At 52.5% G+C, this 19,075-nt stretch carries 18 protein-coding genes; 16 read left to right on the top strand and 2 right to left on the bottom strand.

All coding sequences use genetic code 11. From position 1 onward, the window contains the following. On the top strand, positions 1-204 hold the full coding sequence (locus tag E9954_RS17845) for a hypothetical protein (RefSeq protein WP_136080651.1): 204 nt from the start codon (positions 1-3) through the stop codon (positions 202-204). Then, positions 201-404, top strand: coding sequence for a hypothetical protein (locus E9954_RS17840; RefSeq protein WP_136080650.1), 204 nt, complete (start codon positions 201-203; stop codon positions 402-404). Before E9954_RS17845 ends, E9954_RS17840 begins: the two co-directional genes overlap by 4 nt. Here E9954_RS17840 and E9954_RS17835 read toward each other — a convergent pair. Next, entirely contained in the window at positions 401-1,273 is an 873-nt protein-coding gene (locus E9954_RS17835; protein ID WP_136080649.1) for a DUF4384 domain-containing protein, read from the bottom strand. The two genes, E9954_RS17840 and E9954_RS17835, sit on opposite strands and share 4 nt — an antisense overlap. A gap of 189 nt (positions 1,274-1,462) precedes the next feature. Here E9954_RS17835 and E9954_RS17830 point away from each other — a divergent pair, with 189 nt between their 5' ends. From E9954_RS17830 to E9954_RS17820, 3 genes are read left to right on the top strand one after another with little or no spacing between them, the layout of a single operon-like run. Further along, a complete protein-coding gene (locus E9954_RS17830) occupies positions 1,463-2,092 on the top strand; it encodes a hypothetical protein (protein ID WP_136080648.1) in 630 nt (209 codons plus the stop codon). Between the two features lie 14 nt (positions 2,093-2,106). Beyond that, positions 2,107-2,484 carry a hypothetical protein gene (locus E9954_RS17825; protein WP_136080647.1) on the top strand — a complete coding sequence of 126 codons (378 nt, stop codon included), beginning with the start codon at positions 2,107-2,109 and terminating at the stop codon, positions 2,482-2,484. Positions 2,485-2,513: 29 nt separating this feature from the next. Then, positions 2,514-2,819 (top strand): helix-turn-helix domain-containing protein, encoded by a 306-nt coding sequence (locus E9954_RS17820; RefSeq protein ID WP_136080646.1) that lies wholly within the window; start codon positions 2,514-2,516, stop codon positions 2,817-2,819. Here the strand turns inward: E9954_RS17820 and E9954_RS33055 are convergent. Then, positions 2,811-4,274, bottom strand: a complete 1,464-nt coding sequence (locus tag E9954_RS33055) for a tyrosine-type recombinase/integrase (RefSeq protein ID WP_136080645.1) — start codon at positions 4,272-4,274, stop codon at positions 2,811-2,813. The genes E9954_RS17820 and E9954_RS33055 overlap by 9 nt on opposite strands. Before the next feature lie 991 nt (positions 4,275-5,265). Here E9954_RS33055 and E9954_RS17810 point away from each other — a divergent pair. The 11 genes from E9954_RS17810 (at position 5,266) to tnpC (ending at position 19,021) form a co-directional block, all read left to right on the top strand. Then, positions 5,266-6,504: a hypothetical protein gene (locus E9954_RS17810; protein ID WP_168442369.1), complete on the top strand. Its 1,239-nt coding sequence runs from the start codon at positions 5,266-5,268 to the stop codon at positions 6,502-6,504. 90 nt (positions 6,505-6,594) lie between these two features. Beyond that, positions 6,595-8,154, top strand: a complete 1,560-nt coding sequence (locus tag E9954_RS17805) for a class I SAM-dependent DNA methyltransferase (RefSeq protein ID WP_136080643.1) — start codon at positions 6,595-6,597, stop codon at positions 8,152-8,154. Further along, positions 8,151-9,320 (top strand): restriction endonuclease subunit S, encoded by a 1,170-nt coding sequence (locus tag E9954_RS17800; RefSeq protein WP_136080642.1) that lies wholly within the window; start codon positions 8,151-8,153, stop codon positions 9,318-9,320. The genes E9954_RS17805 and E9954_RS17800 overlap by 4 nt, the downstream gene beginning before the upstream one ends. A 206-nt stretch (positions 9,321-9,526) precedes the next feature. Continuing rightward, a complete protein-coding gene (locus tag E9954_RS17795) occupies positions 9,527-11,194 on the top strand; it encodes a DNA glycosylase AlkZ-like family protein (protein WP_136080641.1) in 1,668 nt (555 codons plus the stop codon). Positions 11,195-11,531: 337 nt separating this feature from the next. Next, positions 11,532-11,732 (top strand): hypothetical protein, encoded by a 201-nt coding sequence (locus E9954_RS17790; protein ID WP_136080640.1) that lies wholly within the window; start codon positions 11,532-11,534, stop codon positions 11,730-11,732. A 399-nt stretch (positions 11,733-12,131) separates the two neighbouring features. Beyond that, the gene (locus E9954_RS17785; protein WP_136080639.1) at positions 12,132-15,554 is read left to right on the top strand and encodes a DEAD/DEAH box helicase family protein; all 3,423 of its coding nucleotides are present in this window, start codon (positions 12,132-12,134) and stop codon (positions 15,552-15,554) included. Between the two features lie 340 nt (positions 15,555-15,894). After that, positions 15,895-16,173 carry a type II toxin-antitoxin system RelE/ParE family toxin gene (locus E9954_RS17780; protein WP_136080638.1) on the top strand — a complete coding sequence of 93 codons (279 nt, stop codon included), beginning with the start codon at positions 15,895-15,897 and terminating at the stop codon, positions 16,171-16,173. A gap of 48 nt (positions 16,174-16,221) precedes the next feature. Continuing rightward, on the top strand, positions 16,222-16,503 hold the full coding sequence (locus E9954_RS17775) for a HigA family addiction module antitoxin (RefSeq protein ID WP_222847223.1): 282 nt from the start codon (positions 16,222-16,224) through the stop codon (positions 16,501-16,503). Between the two features lie 281 nt (positions 16,504-16,784). Next, positions 16,785-17,114 (top strand): IS66 family insertion sequence element accessory protein TnpA, encoded by a 330-nt coding sequence (gene tnpA / locus E9954_RS17770; RefSeq protein WP_136077477.1) that lies wholly within the window; start codon positions 16,785-16,787, stop codon positions 17,112-17,114. Continuing rightward, positions 17,102-17,449, top strand: a complete 348-nt coding sequence (gene tnpB, locus E9954_RS17765) for an IS66 family insertion sequence element accessory protein TnpB (RefSeq protein ID WP_136080636.1) — start codon at positions 17,102-17,104, stop codon at positions 17,447-17,449. Before tnpA ends, tnpB begins: the two co-directional genes overlap by 13 nt. Before the next feature lie 66 nt (positions 17,450-17,515). Further along, a complete protein-coding gene (gene tnpC, locus E9954_RS17760; protein WP_136077479.1) occupies positions 17,516-19,021 on the top strand; it encodes an IS66 family transposase in 1,506 nt (501 codons plus the stop codon). Positions 19,022-19,075: the final 54 nt, after the last annotated feature.

Genomic DNA, 19,075 nt, shown 5'->3' with positions numbered 1-19,075 from the left:
ATGTACACACGATTGATTCAGATACTGCTGTTGGCCCTGACAGGGATCATGCTGCTTGACGGACTGCCCGGCCTTGGCGTTTCCGTTTTGAACGCTATACCCGGGTCTGGGCATGCCCCGCAATACAACCTCGCATTTCTGATTATGGTTTTAATCGGCATTTTTGCACTGCTTGGAAGCCGTAACCGGGAGAACAAACCATGAGAATCGACTGGAAAAATTTTATTGCACTCGCCGGCATCCTTCTGCTGCTCATCAATTTTGCAAGCGTTAAAGAATATGTCCGTGTCTCCAGCCCATTTGCCGATCTAAACAATCTGCCGATGGATCAGCGCAATCTTGTCGTGCTCGGCATCATTATCGTGACCGGGCTCCTCATCCACGAGATCCGCAAGGCGCTTTAACGATTGAGTTGGTATTCTGCAAGAGTTGATAGCTTTTGGCGCTCAGTCAGATCGTCTACCTGCATGTGCTGGATATTGATCGGTCGCGCACGAACTCCGCCGAATTCTTCGATAATATCTTCCACTGCAACATCAACATTCCGAGCCGTCACCACAACTAAGAGCTGTTGCTGAACCGGAGTCTCTACATCCGGCGCACCAATCTTCCAGCATTTGAGCTTACACAGATCGCTAATTGCATCTGGGAAATACAGGTCTTTACCTCGATCAATCCGTAAAAATAATTCACTCCCGTGTTCAGGAAAGAGCTTGTCAATACAGCCGTCCCCATCCCGATGAAAAATGTGGATATAGCCGCTGATCGATGAACGAATGCTGAATTCAAGCTCACTGTCAGCCGAGAGGCATGGCATCCCTTGTAATAAATCATCCGTATGGAAATCAACACTCACTTCTGTTTGTCGACGCGGCGGTCGACCGACCCGAGCAATCTGTACACGCTCAGAGTCAGAAACCATTTGGTATTTCGAACTGGCTCGGTCATAGACAATCGCCAAAGTGGTTGCGTACGGAGAGTCATCTGCATTCCATACGAGCTTGTTTAGCCAACGTATACGGCGGGAAAAACGATCCCGGAGAACTTCAGGAGCAGTATTAGTCTCCTGATTCAACTGATCACTCCAAAGCTTATTTTTTGAAATCAGCTTGATCAGTGTGTCAACATGGATTGCACTGAACTCACCTCCATCAAACAGTCGCTGAAGCACAAAGCGATAGAATCTGAGGTTGGGTTTCTGTGCCTCTTCCTCTATCCAAACCAACAAGGCTTCAATGTCATCCAGTGTTCTAATTTGTATCGCTTTGCTCACAAGGTCCTCCTTAAACAAGTCACTATGTCGGATTTTGTAAATCTCTTCCCGACATCACTATTAACCAATATTTGCGGCATTTTGTTTCGTTCATGTCGGATTCCCGGCATGCGGCGCATTCGACATCAACTGAGTTTTTCCTCCTCCGCTGGCATTAAGGCCTCATCACAACCAAACAGGAGGAAACAAATGACACCAAACGAAAATCTTATGCAGCACAACCTTACTCATAACAGCACTGAAGTCCAACAACGTTGCATCGGAGCGATCGATTTTTTCTCTCCGGCCCGTGCTATGGCTGACAAGGAAAGCTCTAAACATGAGATAGCAGAAACAATTCGGGAAGACGCCATTGACTGCGCACGCAAACTTAATTTTTTGATGATTGCCAAAAAGGCATCTTTACCGGGAGGTATTCATCGTGAAAATGCTTGTGCAAGCCAGAAAATCGCAGCGGCTGTCGGACACTACTCCAAAGGCGAAACATTTGAAGAAATAGGCCAGTATCTCAATATTGGACATCGACAAGGCCCCTCTCGCTATAGCAAACGCTTTGTTTCATGGTGCGCAGACAAGTGCCAGGAACTCCTTACGGCTTACACCCCCGAAGCCGTCATAGAAATCTGCACGGAACAAGCAACGGATTCTCTCCCTCTCGCTGATGTACTCGATGAGTTTCGCCAGCAATTGACAGATCTGTTTTTTAGTCTGCATACAGCCGCGGAGGAGTTTAGTCAGAAAAACGTCGAAGTTTACGCAACCCCATCACTTTTTCAAAAATCGGATGTCTGCCCCATCAATATCTCTGCTCTGCTGTAAAAAAGGAGACCGCCATGATCTTACTAAACACAGAAAACACCTACGCCGCACGTTTCAAAAACACCGCCATCGTCACTGCATGCGGTCACAAAGGGCGCGGAGCCAATACCCGTAGCCAGAACTACAGGGCATTCAATTATGAACTGGAGATATTTGATAACTCGCAAAATTTTCTAGGAATCCTGTGCGGTGGCTTCCCGATAACATCGACCACATCGCATAACAGCCCTTTAATCAAGTTTTTCAAAGCCATCGGAATCTTCCGTAACCCGGTCGATTTTGATCCTGGTGAACTAAAAGGAATTGAAGTGCGAATTTCAGTCAACAATGTTTGTGACAGTCAATCCGGTCTTCGCTCCGTAGTGGACCACTTCCATCCGGCAATAGTGTGACGCCGCATGCATTTTCAAGGAGTAGCATCATGAAAAGGACAACCATAGAGCTTATAAAAAATGTTCTTTCTACCGATGAAACTGTTTTGCCGGAAGATGCACAGAAAATCTTAAAGCAACTGGCCGCAGTGAATATCGAAAAGAAACCACGCCCCGGCACCATCAGGGAAGCAGCAAAAATTCTTGATGTCCATCCGGTTACTGTTCGGCGCTACGCCAACGCCGGCCTCTTAAACCCAATCCGCATTTCATCCCGCAAAGTGCGCTATAATCTGAATGAGGTTGAACACCTAGCTCAAGCCGGAACGAAAGACCTCCCGCAGAACTCAGCTTAACAATTGGTCGCGTATGGATTCCCAATTATCAGCAGTCATCTGTACAAGCTTATCCCGTATCCAACTTGGCACTTTTTTTATAATTTCATATTCAGCATCGATGATGCCCGAGTCTAAAGCCTTTGCAGCCTGCTGAGCGGCTTCGTTTGTGATGTGGGTGTAATGCTGGGTCATAGCGGGACTCCCGTGTCCGACAATGGCCTGGACGGTACTTTGCGGGGTTCCTCGCTCCGCCTGAAGAGATACGAAGGTATGACGCAATGAATGAAATCCGACTTCAACAACCGCCCGTTTCCCCGTGTGTTCTTTCTTAAATTTTCCCGGACGGTTCGGATCAGGCAGCAACTTGAAGCCCGTCCCTTCTCTGTGGGTTTGAATCCCGTGATCGATGAAATGTGCCTGTATTTGTTTGGTGATCTCTGGTTGCCGCGTTGGCCGTCCGCTTTCATTCCGGTACATGTAGAGGTCGGCGAACTCAGGAACGATATAACCCTTTCTTTTTCGAACGGGCGTCTCTCTCAGATTTTGATAAAGAGCGATCGGTATCCCGACAACCACAGGGCGGGCATTGTCGTTGTGGCTCAGCTTATTTGGAATACGCCGAATCTGCCGTCGATCCATATCCACTTCTGTCCATCTCAGGGTACAGCAATCACCAAGACGCAACCCGGTGAAGGTCCCTAGACAAAGCAGGGTTTTTAATTGTCCCTCGGCATTATCGAGGATGGTTTTCAACTCCTCGATTTTAAGCTCCCGTCGAACGTTGGTTTTCAGTTTCTTCTTTTTGACTTTCTCGAATGGATTTCCCTCTAGGCGTGCCGGCTCTTCCAATACACGAAAGAAGAGCTTCATGAAGCCAATGTGTTTGTTGAATGTATTCGGACTAATCTTCCGTCGATTCAATTCAGAAACGTAGCCATTGGCCATTTCGGGAGAAATGTCCCGCAGAAAGATAACGTCCGGGAATTTCCCCCCAATCCATTGAGAGAATTTATTCCAGTAGCCTGCATAATATTTCAGAGTATCCTCTCCCGTTTCCGGCGCATCATTGCTGGCAAGATAAGTTTCCCATGCTGTGGCAACCTTCAGCGGTGGGTTTTGATCCTCAAAAACCTGAGCCTCTTCCTGCTCAGCGAGCTCAAGCTCGGCTTTCAGTCGCTGCAGACGCTCTTTTTTCTCTCCGACCACATACTGGCTGACAATTCGCTCGCGAGCTTTTTCAGCATCCTCTTTGGTGGTGATCGGCGAGCCGTCGGCATGATTCAACCGAACTTTTTTACGCTTGGTGATCGGTTTGCCGGTATCCGGGTTGACCTCTCCCGTAGGGAGGTTGTATTCAAGATAGTAGTTTCCTTTAACGCCAGGGCCTGGCTTTTTCTCTTTGCCTTCTTTCGTGCGAATATAGAGTCGGCCATTCCCGCGCTTGGAATAATCTCGTTTTTTGGTAGTTTTCATCGGCGTACCCTTTTGCTTCCTAATGTTCGTAAACGCTAGCAGAAGGGTGCGGCAAATCAACTGAAATACATCCGAAACACAACAAATATTGCCAAATATCGAATAAAGCTAAGAAATAATCCAAAAACAAATAGCCTCATAATCTCTTGGTCGGGGGTTCAAGTCCCTCCGAGCCCACCACCTTAAAAAGGTCAGCCAACGGCTGGCTTTTTTTGCGTGGTGCGGTGAGTGGGAGACGCCGAACCCCCGAAGCGGGGTTCACTCGGAGCGCAGCGCAGAGAGACAGCACGTAGTGCTGCCCGAAGGGTGCGTAGCATCAACTCCCTCCGAGCCCACCACCTTAAAACCTCGCTATAACCAATGATAGCGGGGTTTTTGTTTTGTTCCGCTGCTCGGGTCTGTTTGTTTGGGTTCGTTCCGGAGGCATCTGTCTGACCCCCTGAAGTACCACAGAAATACCACAAGATTTCTGGAGGTATTCGTATCTGCTCATCAATCCCTTTCCGGATCTGGATTTTCGACTGTGATTTGGATGCGGAAATATGGCGATTGTCGGATCGGGGACGAAGACTGGCCCCTCCCCCGCCCCTCCCTTTTGGTTCCATACGATGGGGGATGGCCTAGTGGATCGTTGCGTCCAGGAGTCTCCTGTGCATGTTGGAAGAAATAAAAAAATAAAGAAAAAAGTTTAAATCCTTACTATATTGTACGACATTTCGGATGTGAAATGGGGGGAGGTTAACAACTGAACGGGGTTGGTGACATGGGCATTAAGGGCATAACTACCGGAGTAGCTATATTCATATCGGCAAACTGTGTTTTCGCCAGTACGGCGGCTTTTCAGGGGCTTGGTGATCTACCGGGCGGAATGTATCGAAGCGAAGCGTGGGACATAAGTGCCGATGGTAGAGTGGTGGTTGGCAATAGCTGGGCAAGCAACAGCGTGGAGACCAGCTACACAGCCACATATAGGTGGACACAAAATGGTGGAATGGAAGAGCTAACGAACACATTGGCGACATATATTTTTGAAAACCGAGGGAATGGTGTTAATGCTGATGGTTCAGTGATCGTTGGTTATGCCGACTTGCCTGTCGCGGGACAACAAGAAGCGTATCGGTGGTCCGTGGCTGATGGCATGGAGGGCTTGGGAACCCATTTAGGCGGAGAGCCGACCAGTACTGCTTATGATGTAAACTCAGGCGGTGATGTCATTGTAGGGTTGTATTATCCATCAGAAAGCATCAGTGAGGCCTTCAGATGGACTTTAGAAGGCGGAGCACAGGGATTAGGTTTCTTGACGGGGACTGCTGAAAGTGTCGCTACTGCCGTAAGTGCCAATGGTGATATTGTAGTGGGGTATGCATATCCGGATTATAAAAACGGCTTAAGCGAAAGAGAAGCATTTCGTTGGACAGAGGCGACCGGATGCGTTGGTCTCGGCCGATTATCGGGAGATGATAGGAGCGAGGCTAAAGGCATAAGTGCCGACGGATCAACAATCGTTGGTTATAGCCAAAATTCCAGCGGCAGGCATGAGGCTTTTCGGTGGACGGCTTCGGAAGGCTTGATCGGATTGGGGGATTTTGCAGGTGGAAGTGAAATTTCTATTGCCGAGGATGCGAGCGCCGATGGTTCCGTAATCGTCGGGTACTCCAACTCTGATGAAGGCCCGGAAGCTTTTATCTGGGATGAATCCAGTGGACTGATGAACCTCCAGGATGTTCTTGTTCATGAGCATGGGCTTGATCTGACGGGATGGTCTTTGACATATGGATTGGCCGTTTCAGATAACGGAAAGGTCATAGTTGGATTTGGAACAAATCCCGATGGAGATTGGGAGGGTTGGATTGCGTGGTTGGAAATCGACGATGACGAAGACGGCATTAAGGACGATTGGGAGATCGAGCACTTTGGCAGTATCACGAACTGTGTGCCGACCGACGATTCCGATGGGGACAGGTATACGAATTACGAAGAATACATCAACGACACCCAGCCGCATCAGTTCGACATAGGTTCTGCCATGCTGTGGACGGCGGTTGAGGTGGGGTGGAAGTCGGTGGCCGGAACCAATTACCAGATCCAATCCACGACCGATCTTTCCGACAGCAACGGCTGGGAGAATGTCGGCGACGCGATTATTGGAAATGGGTCGATCAATACGATGATCTTTTCGACGCGCACCAACGAAGCCCAGAAATATTTCAGGATCATTCTCGCCCCATAATCTTACAGGCTTGTTCTTGTTGTTGCTGGAGGACAGGCATATTCTATCCTGCTTCAATATGGGCTGTTTTGATTTTTGGAAGGACACGACATGATTACTGGGGAACTGCGGGGCAAGATTGACAGGATTTGGGATGCGTTTTGGTCGGGGGGCATTGCGAATCCGCTGGAGGTGATGGAGCAGATTACCTATCTGCTGTTCCTGCGCCGCCTGGACGATCTCCATACCTTGGAGGAAAACAAGGCCAACCGCCTGAAGCGTCCGATGGAGAAGCGCGTCTTTCCGGAAGGAAAGGACGACCGGGGCCGGAACTACGAGGACTTCCGCTGGTCGCGGTTCTGCCACTTTGCCCCGTCGGACATGTTTACGGTGGTGGCGGAGCACGTCTTTCCTTTTCTGCGGACGTTGGGCGGGGATGATTCAACCTATGCGCACCACATGAAGGATGCGCGGTTCACGATCCCCACGCCCGCCCTGCTGGCCAAGGTGGTTGATCTGATCAGCGGGGTGCCGATGGAGGATCGCGACACCAAGGGCGACATCTATGAATACATGCTCGGCAAGATTGCTTCCGCCGGGCAGAACGGCCAGTTCCGCACCCCGCGCCACATGATCCAGCTGATGGTCGAAATGACCGCCCCGCAAACCAAGGATGTCATCTGCGATCCGGCCAGCGGCACCTGTGGCTTCCTTGTGGCGGCCAACGAATATTTGCGGGAACACCATCCCGAAGTGCTGACCGATGCCAAGCTGAAACAACACTTTCATCACGGCATGTTCCACGGGTTTGATTTCGACAGCACCATGCTGCGCATCGGTTCCATGAACATGCTGCTGCACGGGGTGGAGAATCCCGATGTGCGCTACCGCGACTCGCTGGCGCAGGATCATGCAGGCGAGGCCGAAAAATATTCCCTCGTGCTGGCCAATCCGCCCTTCGCCGGAAGCCTCGACTACGAAAACACCGCCAAGGATCTGCTTCAGATCGTGAAGACCAAGAAAACCGAACTGCTGTTCCTCGCCCTTTTTCTGCGCCTGCTCAAGCCCGGCGGACGCGCGGCGGTGATTGTGCCCGACGGCGTGCTGTTCGGCTCGTCCAAGGCGCACAAGGAACTGCGACGGATGCTGGTGGAGGAGCAAAAGCTCGATGCCGTGGTTTCCCTGCCCGGCGGCGTGTTCAAGCCCTATGCCGGGGTCAGCACCGCCATCCTGTTCTTCACCAAAACCAACTCTGGCGGAACCGACCACGTCTGGTTCTACGACGTGCAGGCCGATGGCCAGAGCCTCGACGACAAGCGCACCCCGCTCCTGCCCGAAGAAAAGCTCGGTTGCGTGCCGAAGCAACCACTGACCGAGGCCGAACACGCCAAAAACAACCTGCCCGATGTGCTTCGCCGTTGGCGGAGCATTTCAGATTTCAAATCGGGCATTTCAAATCCCGAGCTTGCGAGGGAGCGCACCGCCCAGAGCTTCTGCGTTCCGAAGGCCGACATTGCCGCCGAGGGCTACGACCTCTCCCTCAACCGCTACAAGGAAGTCGTCCACGAACAAATCGACCACCGCCCGCCGCAGGACATCCTCGCCGAACTCAACCAGATCGAAGGCGAGATTCAAAGCGGGATGCAGGAACTGGAAGGGCTGTTAAAGTGAGCGGCACCGCCAAAGCATCCGTTGGAGAATGCACGGAAATCCTTTCAGGATTTGCATTTAACTCAAAGCAATTTGGCGACGGTGGAGACCTGCCAATTATCCGAATCAGGGATATTGTCAGGGGATATTCTGAAACTTTTTACAACGGTGATTTCGACCCAAAGTTCACCATTTATGATGGAGATATCTTAATCGGAATGGACGGTGAGTTTAACCGCGCAAAGTGGAAGGGAGGAGAGGCCCTCTTAAATCAGCGGGTATGCCGTATTTCATCCAACACCGATCAGTTAGATAGTTCTTATCTGTTTCACTTCCTGCCACCTGCTCTGAAAAAAATTGAGGATGAAACACCTTTCGTTACTGTAAAGCACCTTTCAGTAAAGAAGATTCGTGATATTGAAATCCCCCTCCCGTCCTTGGAAGAGCAGCGGCGGATTGCGGGGATACTGGACAAGGCGGAGGCGTTGCGGGCGAAGCGCCGCGCCGCCCTCAACCTCCTCGCCTCCCTCTCCCAATCCATCTTCCTCGAAATGTTCGGTGATCCGGTTGCGAACCCGATGGAGTGGCCAGTTAAAAATAGCGGAAGCCTTTTTGCCGTTCCTCCACGAATAGGTACTACTATTCCAGCTAGAGGAACTGGAGTTCTTGTTGTGAGAGTCGGTGAGGTTGGATCCTCCCAAATTGCATTTGGAAAATGTGGACGAGTGGAAATCCCTGACAAGGACTTTGAGAAATTTAAACTCGAAGAGGGTGACGTTATTATAGCCCGAGCTATCGGTTCCAAAAACCAACTGGGGAAGGCATCGCTTTTTTTAGGACATGGGGAGCCTGTGGTGATTGATTCACATGTAATGCGTATGCGCCCCGACAAAACGGAGTGTGATCCAGTATGGTTTTATTCTTTCCTGTCATCGGATCGAGGGAAATTGATTTTGCAAAAAGCGGGAGGAGCCACCGCTGTTCAATTCAACATCAATGCTAAACAAGCCGCGTCGCTGAAAATCCCAGTCCCCCCGCTAAAGCTCCAGCAACAATTCGCCGACCGCATCCTCTCCTTGGAAAAGCTGAAGGCGGCGCACCGTAAATCACTGGCGGAACTGGATGCGCTGTTTGCGTCGTTGCAGGATCGGGCGTTCAAGGGGGAGCTGGGGAATATCGAATCATGAACAAGGAATGATGAATGCCGAAGGCGGGCAGAAGGGTTGCGGCGCAGCCGCCTTCCGATGGGTGGAGGGTCGGCGGCCCGCCGACCGTTCGGTGGAACGGATTGAAAAAGCAACCCCGCCTCGCCTAATGTTATAACCGACGCGGGGCGTTGGCCTTCGGCTCGGTAGGGTCGGGATGGAAACTATATCGTATTGAGGTTTTGTCAATGAAAACGGAAGCGGAAATCAGGAAGCTCATTGCCGAGGGTGAAAGCCTGACGCTGGAGTTCAAGAGCGATAGGAACCGTCTGCCGGATCGCGAGCTGATTGCGGCTCTGGTTGGTCTGGCAAACACGGACGGTGGCGCGCTGCTTTTGGGCGTCGAGGATGATGGCGATGTGACGGGACTGCACCAAGCTCATCGTGAACTTTCCGGATTGTCTGCACTGGTTGCCAATAGAACTATTCCTGCTTTGGGTGTTACTGCCGAATCCGTATTGATTGATGGAACGCCAGTCGGTGTGATCGATGTCCCGAAATCCCGGCAACTGGTTGCGACATCGGAAGGGTTGTTACAACGGCGGCGTTTAATGGCGAACGGTACCCCGGAATCCATTCCCTTTCTTCCGCATGAATTTATACAGCGCCAGTCGAGCTTGGGATTGGTCGATCCGAGTGCCGCGCCGGTCGTGGAGCTGGATGTTAAACAGTTAAGTGCTTTGGAGCGCGAGCGCATTCGGGAGGCTATCCGGCTTTATGGTGGAGACCAGTCGCTTTTGGCCCTTGATGACCCTGAGCTTGATGGAGCGTTAGGATTAACCACCCGGCATGAAGGCGTGTACTGCCCGACGGTGGCGGGTTTGCTGCTCCTCGGAAAGGAGGCGGAATTGCGCCGTCATCTTCCTGCTCATGAGGTGGCGTTCCAGGTGTTGCATGGGACAGATGTCCGGGTGAACGAATTCTTCCGCAAGCCCCTGTTACAAACCTTCAAGGAAATCGAAAGCCTGTTTCTGGCGCGGGTGGAGGAACAGGAGGTCGATATCGGCTTGTTCCGGGTGCCGGTTCCAAACTATGACCGTCGGGGATTCCGCGAGGCGTTTGTAAACTCGCTGGTTCATCGCGATTATTCCCGCTTGGGTGCCGTACATGTTCGGCTGGATGATGACGGCATGACGATTTCCAGCCCCGGTGGTTTTGTTGAAGGGGTGACTTTGGAAAACCTGTTGACCACGGCACCTCGCTCTCGCAACCCCTTGCTGGCGGACATTGTTAAACGGATTGGTTTGGCAGAACGCACCGGGCGCGGTATTGACCGTATTTTTGAGGGAATGCTCCGCTATGGCCGAGCCCTTCCGGATTACAGTATGTCGAACGCGGTAACCGTTTCGGTTCAGCTGACAAATGCCGATGCCGACATTGAATTTCTCAAGATGATTTTGACTCATGAAGAGAAGGCGGGCGGGGCGCTACCGGTCGATAGTCTGATTATTCTCTCCAGCCTGCGCGAGGGGCGGCGCATGGCCTGTACGGAGCTGGCAGGTGCCGTTCAGAAACCGGAAGGTGCTGTGCGATCCGTTTTAGAGCGGTTGATGGAGTCCGGGGTGGTTGACGCGCACGGAACGGGCCGAGGGCGCACCTATACCCTCAGCGCGAAAGTATACCGTCATGCCGGACAGAAGGCGGCATACGTACGACAGAGCGGGTTTGACCGCATCCAGCAGGAGCAGATGGTGCTGAGCTATATTAACGCCCACGGCTCAATCCGGCGGGCAGAGGTGGCTGATCTGTGCCGAATCAGCCCTTTTCAATCCACTCGGCTGTTAAAGAAACTTTCAGATGAAGGAAGCATCGTTGCCAAAGGACAGGGCAAGGGTACGTATTATGAGCGGGGATAGGGTGTTTACGAGCGGATACGAGCGGGCGCACGTATTTACGAGCGGATACGAGCGGGGCTCAAATAGGCTCAAAGAGAAAAATATGAACAGCAACTTCACCTTTTTGCAACACGAGTGGCCGGAGTTCCATGAGGCGGCGGCCTCGCCGACTACTCGGTGGAGCGGAATTGAAGAAACTGCCTGAACGAGCGGGACGCGCGTTCTGTTTTTATGAACGGTTAAATGGGAAAATGCGGGAGAGTTGTGATGCGGTTTGAAGATTTTAAATCCGGAAGTTGGAAACAGCAGTTCCAGTATAAAAGTTTTTTTCCTGCCCCTGTGAATATACGGAGCCCCGGTGGTTTCCATTTCAATGGCGGAGAAAATATTAGGGATTAATAACAATCCAGCCCGGGAGTTGATTGCTGCGCTGGAGCAAATCAATGTTTTGGAGGAGATTACCGGTTTTAAGCGTAATCGGTTGTTCATTTTCAGGCGATATATGGACATTTTCAGGGATCATAAAGTGCAGATGCAGGATCAGGGTTCAGACAAATAAGATGAGATATAGAAATCCATATCTCACTTTTGATCGATAACATTTAGATATGGATGATTGTGACTCAGTTTCAGCGTTCTAAACAGAGTTATAGAAACGCATCGTAATCTGGGGAGTCCCCTCGTGGGAAATTGCACAAAAATGATAAAATTTGCACAAAAGAAATTTTCGTAAGTCCTTGGTATGTCGATTTGTTTATTTGTGCAGAGCGAGGGTTAAGGGCGCGGTTAACCAAAGTGAATCAATGGTTTTATCAAATGAACGTGGAGTGTTTTGCAGTGGTTTTAACAAAGGAATTGGTGGTTTTAACAAAGAAACAGGTCGGTAATTTGCGTAAGTCGTTGGTATTGCGTTTTGTTTAGTTTGATATTTTGCGGGTGAAATCAGGGGATTTAACAAATGAACAGTAATTTCACATTCCTGAGAGGAGAGTGGCCGGAGGTCACCGAAGCGGCGGCCAAGGCGGAAAACGCCGTCCATGCCGATCCGCGTGCTGCCTGCTTTTATGCGCGGCGGGCGGTGGAGCTGCTGGTGCAGTGGGCGTTCAAACACGATCCCTCCCTGAAACTGCCGTATCAGGATAACCTGAGCGCACTGATCCATGAACCGACATTCCGGGAAGTCACGGGACAGGCGGTGTTCAGCAAGCTGACGCTGATTGTGCGGCTGGGGAATCAGGCGGTGCACAGCCGCAAGCCGATCCGGCAGTACGATGCGCTGACGGCGGTGAGGGAACTTTTCCATGCGGGCTATTGGCTGGCCTTTACCTATGCGCGTGGAGATAAGCCAGCCCCAGGGCTGGCGTTCGATCAGGAATTGCTCCAACGAGAGGTTCCTGTTCCCTTCCAAACGGCGGAGCAGCTCAAGGATCTGGCGAAGGAACTCCATGAGCGGGATGAGAAGCTCTCGACCCTGCTGGCGGACAAGGAGGCGATGGACGCGGAGCTGAAGCGTCTGCGGGCGGAGGTGGCCGAGGCGAAGAAGGAGGCGGCGGGCCAGCAGGACGACCACGATTATTCCGAGGAGGAAACCCGCGACTATTTTATCGATCTGCTTTTGCGGGAAACAGGGTGGAGCATCGACCTGCCGGGGCGCGACACCGAATTTCCAGTGGTTGGAATGCCGAACAATTCCGGCGATGGCTTTGTGGATTATGTGCTGTGGGGCGACGACGGGAAACCGCTGGGCTTGGTGGAGGCAAAGCGCACCCGGCGCGATGCGCGGGTCGGCCAGCAGCAGGCGAAGCTCTATGCCGACTGCCTTGAGGCGATGTACGGTCAGCGCCCGATCATCTTTTATTCCAACGGCTATGAGCATTGGATGTGGGACGATGTGAACTATCCGCCCCGACCCGTGCAGGGTTTCTACAAAAAGGCCGAGCTGGAACTGATGATCCAGCGGCGGACGAGCATGAAGCCGCTGGGCCAGGCAACGATCAACGAGGATATTGCTGGCCGCTACTACCAGAAGCGGGCGATACGCCGCATTGCCGAGGCGTTCGAGCAGGACAAGGATCGCAAGAGCCTGCTGGTGATGGCGACAGGTGCGGGAAAAACTCGAACGGTTATTGCGTTTGCGGATTTGTTGATGCGCTGCAACCGGGCGAAGCGCGTCCTGTTTCTGGCCGACCGCGTGGCGCTGGTCAACCAGGCGGTGAACGCCTTCAAGCAGCATTTGCCGGATTCCTCGCCGGTGAACCTTGTTACGGAAAAGGGGCAGGAGGGCCGGGTCTTCGTTTCGACCTATCCGACGATGATGGGGCTGATCGATGAATCCAGCGACGGACAGCGCCGGTTCGGGGTCGGGCACTTCGATTTGGTGGTTATCGATGAGGCGCACCGTTCGGTGTTTGAGAAATACCGGGCGATCTTTGAATATTTCGATTCGCTGCTGGTGGGGCTGACGGCCACACCGAAGGATGAAGTGGATCGGAACACCTACAGCCTGTTTGATCTGGAGGATGGCGTCCCGACCGATGCCTATTCGCTTGAGGAGGCGGTGTCCGATGGATTCCTCGTTCCTCCAAAGGCGGTATCCGTTCCGTTAAAGTTTCAGCGGGAGGGCATCCGCTATGACGATCTTTCCGAGGACGAGCAGGAGCAGTGGGAGGAGCTCGACTGGGACGCGGAAGATGAAATCCCGGATCGGGTGGATGCGGCGTCCATCAACCAATGGCTCTTCAACAAGGATACCGTGGACAAGGTTCTCGCGTATCTGATGACCCGTGGCTTGAAGGTTGCGGGAGGCGACCGACTCGGCAAGACCATCGTTTTCGCGAAGAACCAGGCCCACGCCGATTTCATACAGGAGCGGTTCGATAAGAACTATCCGCACCTCAAGGGCAGCTTCGCCCGAACCATCACCTTCAAGACCGAGTATGCCCAAAGCTTGATCGATGATTTTTCGGGTAAGGAAAAAAATCCGCACATCGCCATCTCGGTGGACATGCTGGATACCGGCATCGACGTGCCGGAGGTGGTCAACCTGGTGTTCTTCAAGCTGGTGCGCTCGAAGACCAAGTTTTGGCAGATGCTGGGGCGCGGGACGCGGTTGTGCCCCGGTCTCTTTGCGCCTGGGGAGGACAAGCAGGAGTTTTACATTTTCGATTTTTGCCAGAACCTGGAATATTTCAGCCTGAATCCCGATGCGTCCGACGGCTCGACAGGCGCAACCCTTGGCGAAAGGTTGTTTCGCTCGCGGCTGGAACTGATTCAGGAACTGTCCTGTTTGGAGGACGTCTCTACATCCGGCGAAATCATCATGGAAGACCTCGCTGAATATGAAGGGGCGTTGGTGCCCGTTGACCTCCGTCGTGATTTGGCGGTTAAACTTTATGCCGAAGTGACGGCCATGAACGTGGATAATTTCGTTGTGCGCCTAAAACGCCGGTTGATCGAGAAATATTCCAAGCGGGAAAACTGGGGTGTGTTATCGGACGACGATTACGCCGAGCTGGCCAATGAGGTGGCTGGCTTGCCCAACGAGCTTCCGGCTGAAGGCGAGGAAGCCAAACGGTTTGATCTTTTGATCCTCTATCTCCAGTTGGCACTGCTACGAAGCGAGCCCGTTTTCCAGCGATTGCAGGAGCAGGTCATGGCCATTGCCGGATTGCTGGAGGAGAAAGATGCGATCCCCATGGTTCGTAGTCAGATGCCGTTGATTCAGGAAATCCAGACGGCGGAATGGTGGCAGAATGTTACGGTCGGGATGCTGGAGCGTGTACGCAAGCATTTGCGCGATCTCATCAAACTGATCGAAAAGAAACAGCGGAAACCCATCTATTCCGACTTCGAAGATGAAATGGGTGATGGTGAGGGCGTTGACTTACCCGGTGTTAATTCTTCGTCCAACGATTTTGAACGGTTCCGGGAAAAGGCGCGGGTTTTCCTCCGGGAGCATCAAGACCATCTCACCATCCACAAACTGCGGATGAATAAATCGCTGACCCCTAGCGATCTCGAAGAGCTAGAGCGCATGCTTGCGGAGAGCGGGGTCGGCACTACGGAAGACATCGAGCTGGCAAAGCAGGAGGCGAATGGCCTTGGCCTCTTCGTGCGCTCGCTGGTCGGACTCGACCGTGAGGCCGCGAAAGCCGTCTTCGGGGAATTTTTGGTGGGCACAACCTATGGTGCGAACCAGATCGAGTTCTGCAACCTCATCATCAACCACCTGACCGATCATGGGGTGATGGATGCGGCCTGCCTTTATGCATCGCCCTTCACCGACCTCGCACCACAAGGGCCGGAAGGGCTGTTCACTACGGCGCAGATCGATGACATCGTTGCTCTCCTTGACCAAATAAACGAGCAGGCGATTGCATAACGCTAAAAGCCTGAAGAGTATTCCCCATGACCCACTCCAAAACGTAACATTGATACCTCTCGTGTACCGGAACCGTGGAAAACCGACATTTTAAGAAAGCACAGCAGGTTGTTTTGCAATATGCGCAATGCGAGTAAGATGCATCATTTTAAGCGAAGTTTATGGCGTTTTTCCATGCTGGCCAATAATGCGGCTAAACCCGCAACGGCCACCCGGCCATTGAGTCGGCAACATAGGGGGCGGGGGTGTGTCAAGGGTGGGATCAATTCGACTGATTTTTTGGTGGCAATCAACCCCATCCGACGCTAAACCCTAAAGGTGTAACCATGAAAGGCGATTTGTGATTTTATCATTCAAGGACAAGCGGACGGAACAAATCAGGGAAGGGCGGGCAACGCGCATGGATGCCGCCCTGCAACGGAAGGCGCAGTTGAAGCTACGCTACATCGCGGTGGCGATCGATGTGAACGACTTGCGATCCCCGCCTGGCAATCGATTGGAGAAACTGACAGGCGACCGGAAGGGAACCTATTCCATCCGGGTCAACCAGCAATACCGCAGCTGTTTCCGCTGGACTCCGCAAGGAGCCAAGGAGGTTGAATTTACAGACTACCATTAATTATCAGATACCACACCAAGACACTTTTTAATTACTAGGAGAATGCCCATGAGCATCAATGTACACCCCGGCGAAGCGTTGCAGGAATTCTTGGAAGACTACAACCTAAGCCAGAGCAAACTGGCACAGGAAATCCGCGTTCCCGTGCGCCGGATCAATACCATCGTGCGCGGCGAACGAGGAATTACCGCTGATACAGCAGTACGTCTTGCCCGTTTTTTCAACAACCGCCCTAGCTTCTGGCTCGGTCTCCAGGAGCTTTACGACATCAACGAAACCGAACACAAGCTAGCGGCTGAACTCAGCAAGATTCACCCCATCGCGGTTTAGGAATCCCGCCGAAGGGCGACGCGCCGTCGGAGCCATAATGTAGACGCGTGCTTCCAGCCGCGTTGCGATTGAATGGAGGTTCAGCTATGCGCTGGCACAACATGGACATACCGGATCAGGCAATACTCACCTGTATTGAGAATTCCGAACGTTTCGAGCGGAAGGTACAGAAGCTCTTGACGCGAATGGCGGCGGACGAAACCGTGCACTCCAAAATCATTGTATACGCCTCTTCCTCCTCCCCGTAGTCAGCTCGGGGGAAGCCTGATAATTTGTCGGGCATGGATACGAATGAAAGCAATGGAATGGGGCGAGCCTCTTATACAGAGGAGGAACGCCGGGAGTTGATCGAAGAGTTCAATGGTGCCGGGCTAACTCAGGCGGCATTCTGCCGGGAATGGAATATTAATCCGAAAACGCTGGCTCGTTGGTTGCGCCTTGAACGACAGGAGCAGGAACCTGCTTTTTACGAGGTGGAGTTGCGGCCTGATGCCGCCGAGCCGGATGAGGTGCGGATCTGTCTGCCGAACCGGATTGAGGTGATGGTGCCGGTTGCATCGCCGAAAGAACTCGGTGCTGTTCTGCGGGAGGCGGCCGGATGTTTGGATTAAGCAACTCTATCCGGGTGTACCTGGCGGTGGAGCCGGTGGACCTGCGAAAAAGTTTTAACGGCCTTCATGGCGTTGTGCTGGATCGGTTGAATGAAGATCCGTGTTCAGGGGCGTTGTATGTGTTTACGAATCGTCGTCGGAACCGGATCAAGACGCTGTACTGGGACGGCACCGGTATGTGGGTGGCCATCAAGCGGCTGGAGAAAGGATGCTTTAGCTGGCCGAAGGGCGTTGCCGCGAACGAGAAGCTTGATCTCGCGCCCGAGGCGCTGGCGCTGCTGCTCGATGGAGTCGATCTGAAACAGGGATCGTTTAAGCCGGGGTATCAGCGCTGATTTTTTTTGCATTTTGCCTGCGCTTGATGCCGCCATTTTCCGGTCGGTTTTGGTATAATATACGGCATGGAATTCAACCGGGAAAATTTTGATAAGCTGCTTGCGCAAAACACCGATCAGCAGGTTGAAATACGCCTTCTGCATGAGAAGGTCCGTTATCTGATGAATAAGATATTCGGGCGCAGCAGTGAAAAACTGACCCCGGACCAGATGGAACTGGCGTTTGAAGAGCTTCGCGAGATGCAGGATGCTCTCGACGAAGCCGAAGAAAAACTCGAAGAGCTCGACGAAAAAAAGGAATCCCGGCGCGGTAAGCGCAAACCGCTTAAAGAGCGTATCCCTGAAGATCTCCCGACCGAGCGCGTCGTTATCGTTCCGGATGAAGTGCAGGCGGATCCGCAGAGCTATAAAAAGATTGGCGAGGAAACCGTTGAGGAACTCGACGTTACGCCGACTCAATACTTCCGCCGCATCATCGTCCGCGAAAAATATATCAAAGTAGATGACCGCAACGTCGCACCGCTCATTGCTCCTGCCCCGAAGCGGCTGATCCCGAACAGCTATGCTTCCGCCGGACTGATCCGGAGCATCATTCTGAACAAATACTGTGACCATCTTCCGCTTTACCGGCAGGAGATGACGCTGAAATACCGCCACGATATTGAAATCAGCCGCAAAACCATGGGCAACTGGATGTATCTGGTCGCCGATTGGCTGACTCTGATTTATGAAGCGCTCCGCAATGAAATCCGGCAAAGCGGATACATGCAGATCGATGAAACATTCATAAAATACCAGGACACGGAAAAGGACCATTGTCCCAATGGATACCTATGGGCCTATCACAGTCCCGGGGCCGGCGTGCTGTTTGAATGGTTCCCGAGCCGGGCCGCCGAATGCCTGGATCCGATGCTCACCGATTATGAAGGATATATTCAGACCGATGGGTATGCCGCCTATCCGGCGTGGCTGAACCGTCCGGAACATCAAAAAGAAAAAGAGACCATCATTCACGCCGCCTGCTGGGCGCATACCCGTCGGAACTTCGTGGAAGTGCCTGACAACTCGAACGCCCGGAAAGTCGTAAAGCTGATCGCCAAACTCTACCGCACTGAAACAGAACTTCGAAACAATCCTGAACTTGAACGCGCGGCCTACCGCCGGAAACATGCGGCTCCGGTTCTGGATAAAATTAAAACGATCCTCGATAAAGAACAGGCGCGCCAGTTGCCAAAGAGCAACTTTGGAAAAGCCATAACCTATGCGCTTGATCGCTGGGAAGCGCTTAATCTTTACCTCGAACACGGAACATTCGAAATCGACAACAACCTGGTCGAGAACGCCATTCGTCCGACCGCGCTGGGCAAAAAGAACTTCCTGTTCTTCGGCAGCCCGAACTCCGGGCAGACCAGTGCCGTCATCTACAGCCTGGTGGAAACCTGCCGTAAACTCGGCCTTAACCCCGCCGAGTATCTCAAAGACCTACTCGACGCCCTGCCGACCATGCAACAGTCCGAAGCTGCGAACTGGACACCTGCCCGCTGGTCCACCGCTCGCACTCAAACGGCATAGCCGTTGTCAATGAGGTGATCGAAAAGACGCATACACCCAATATTTACAGGGCTA

It is taken from the genome of Pontiella desulfatans (assembly GCF_900890425.1).
Classification (GTDB): Bacteria; Verrucomicrobiota; Kiritimatiellia; order Kiritimatiellales; family Pontiellaceae; genus Pontiella; species Pontiella desulfatans.
Note: the sequence above shows the minus strand (reverse complement) of the source record. Positions and strands in the feature narration are given on the sequence as shown.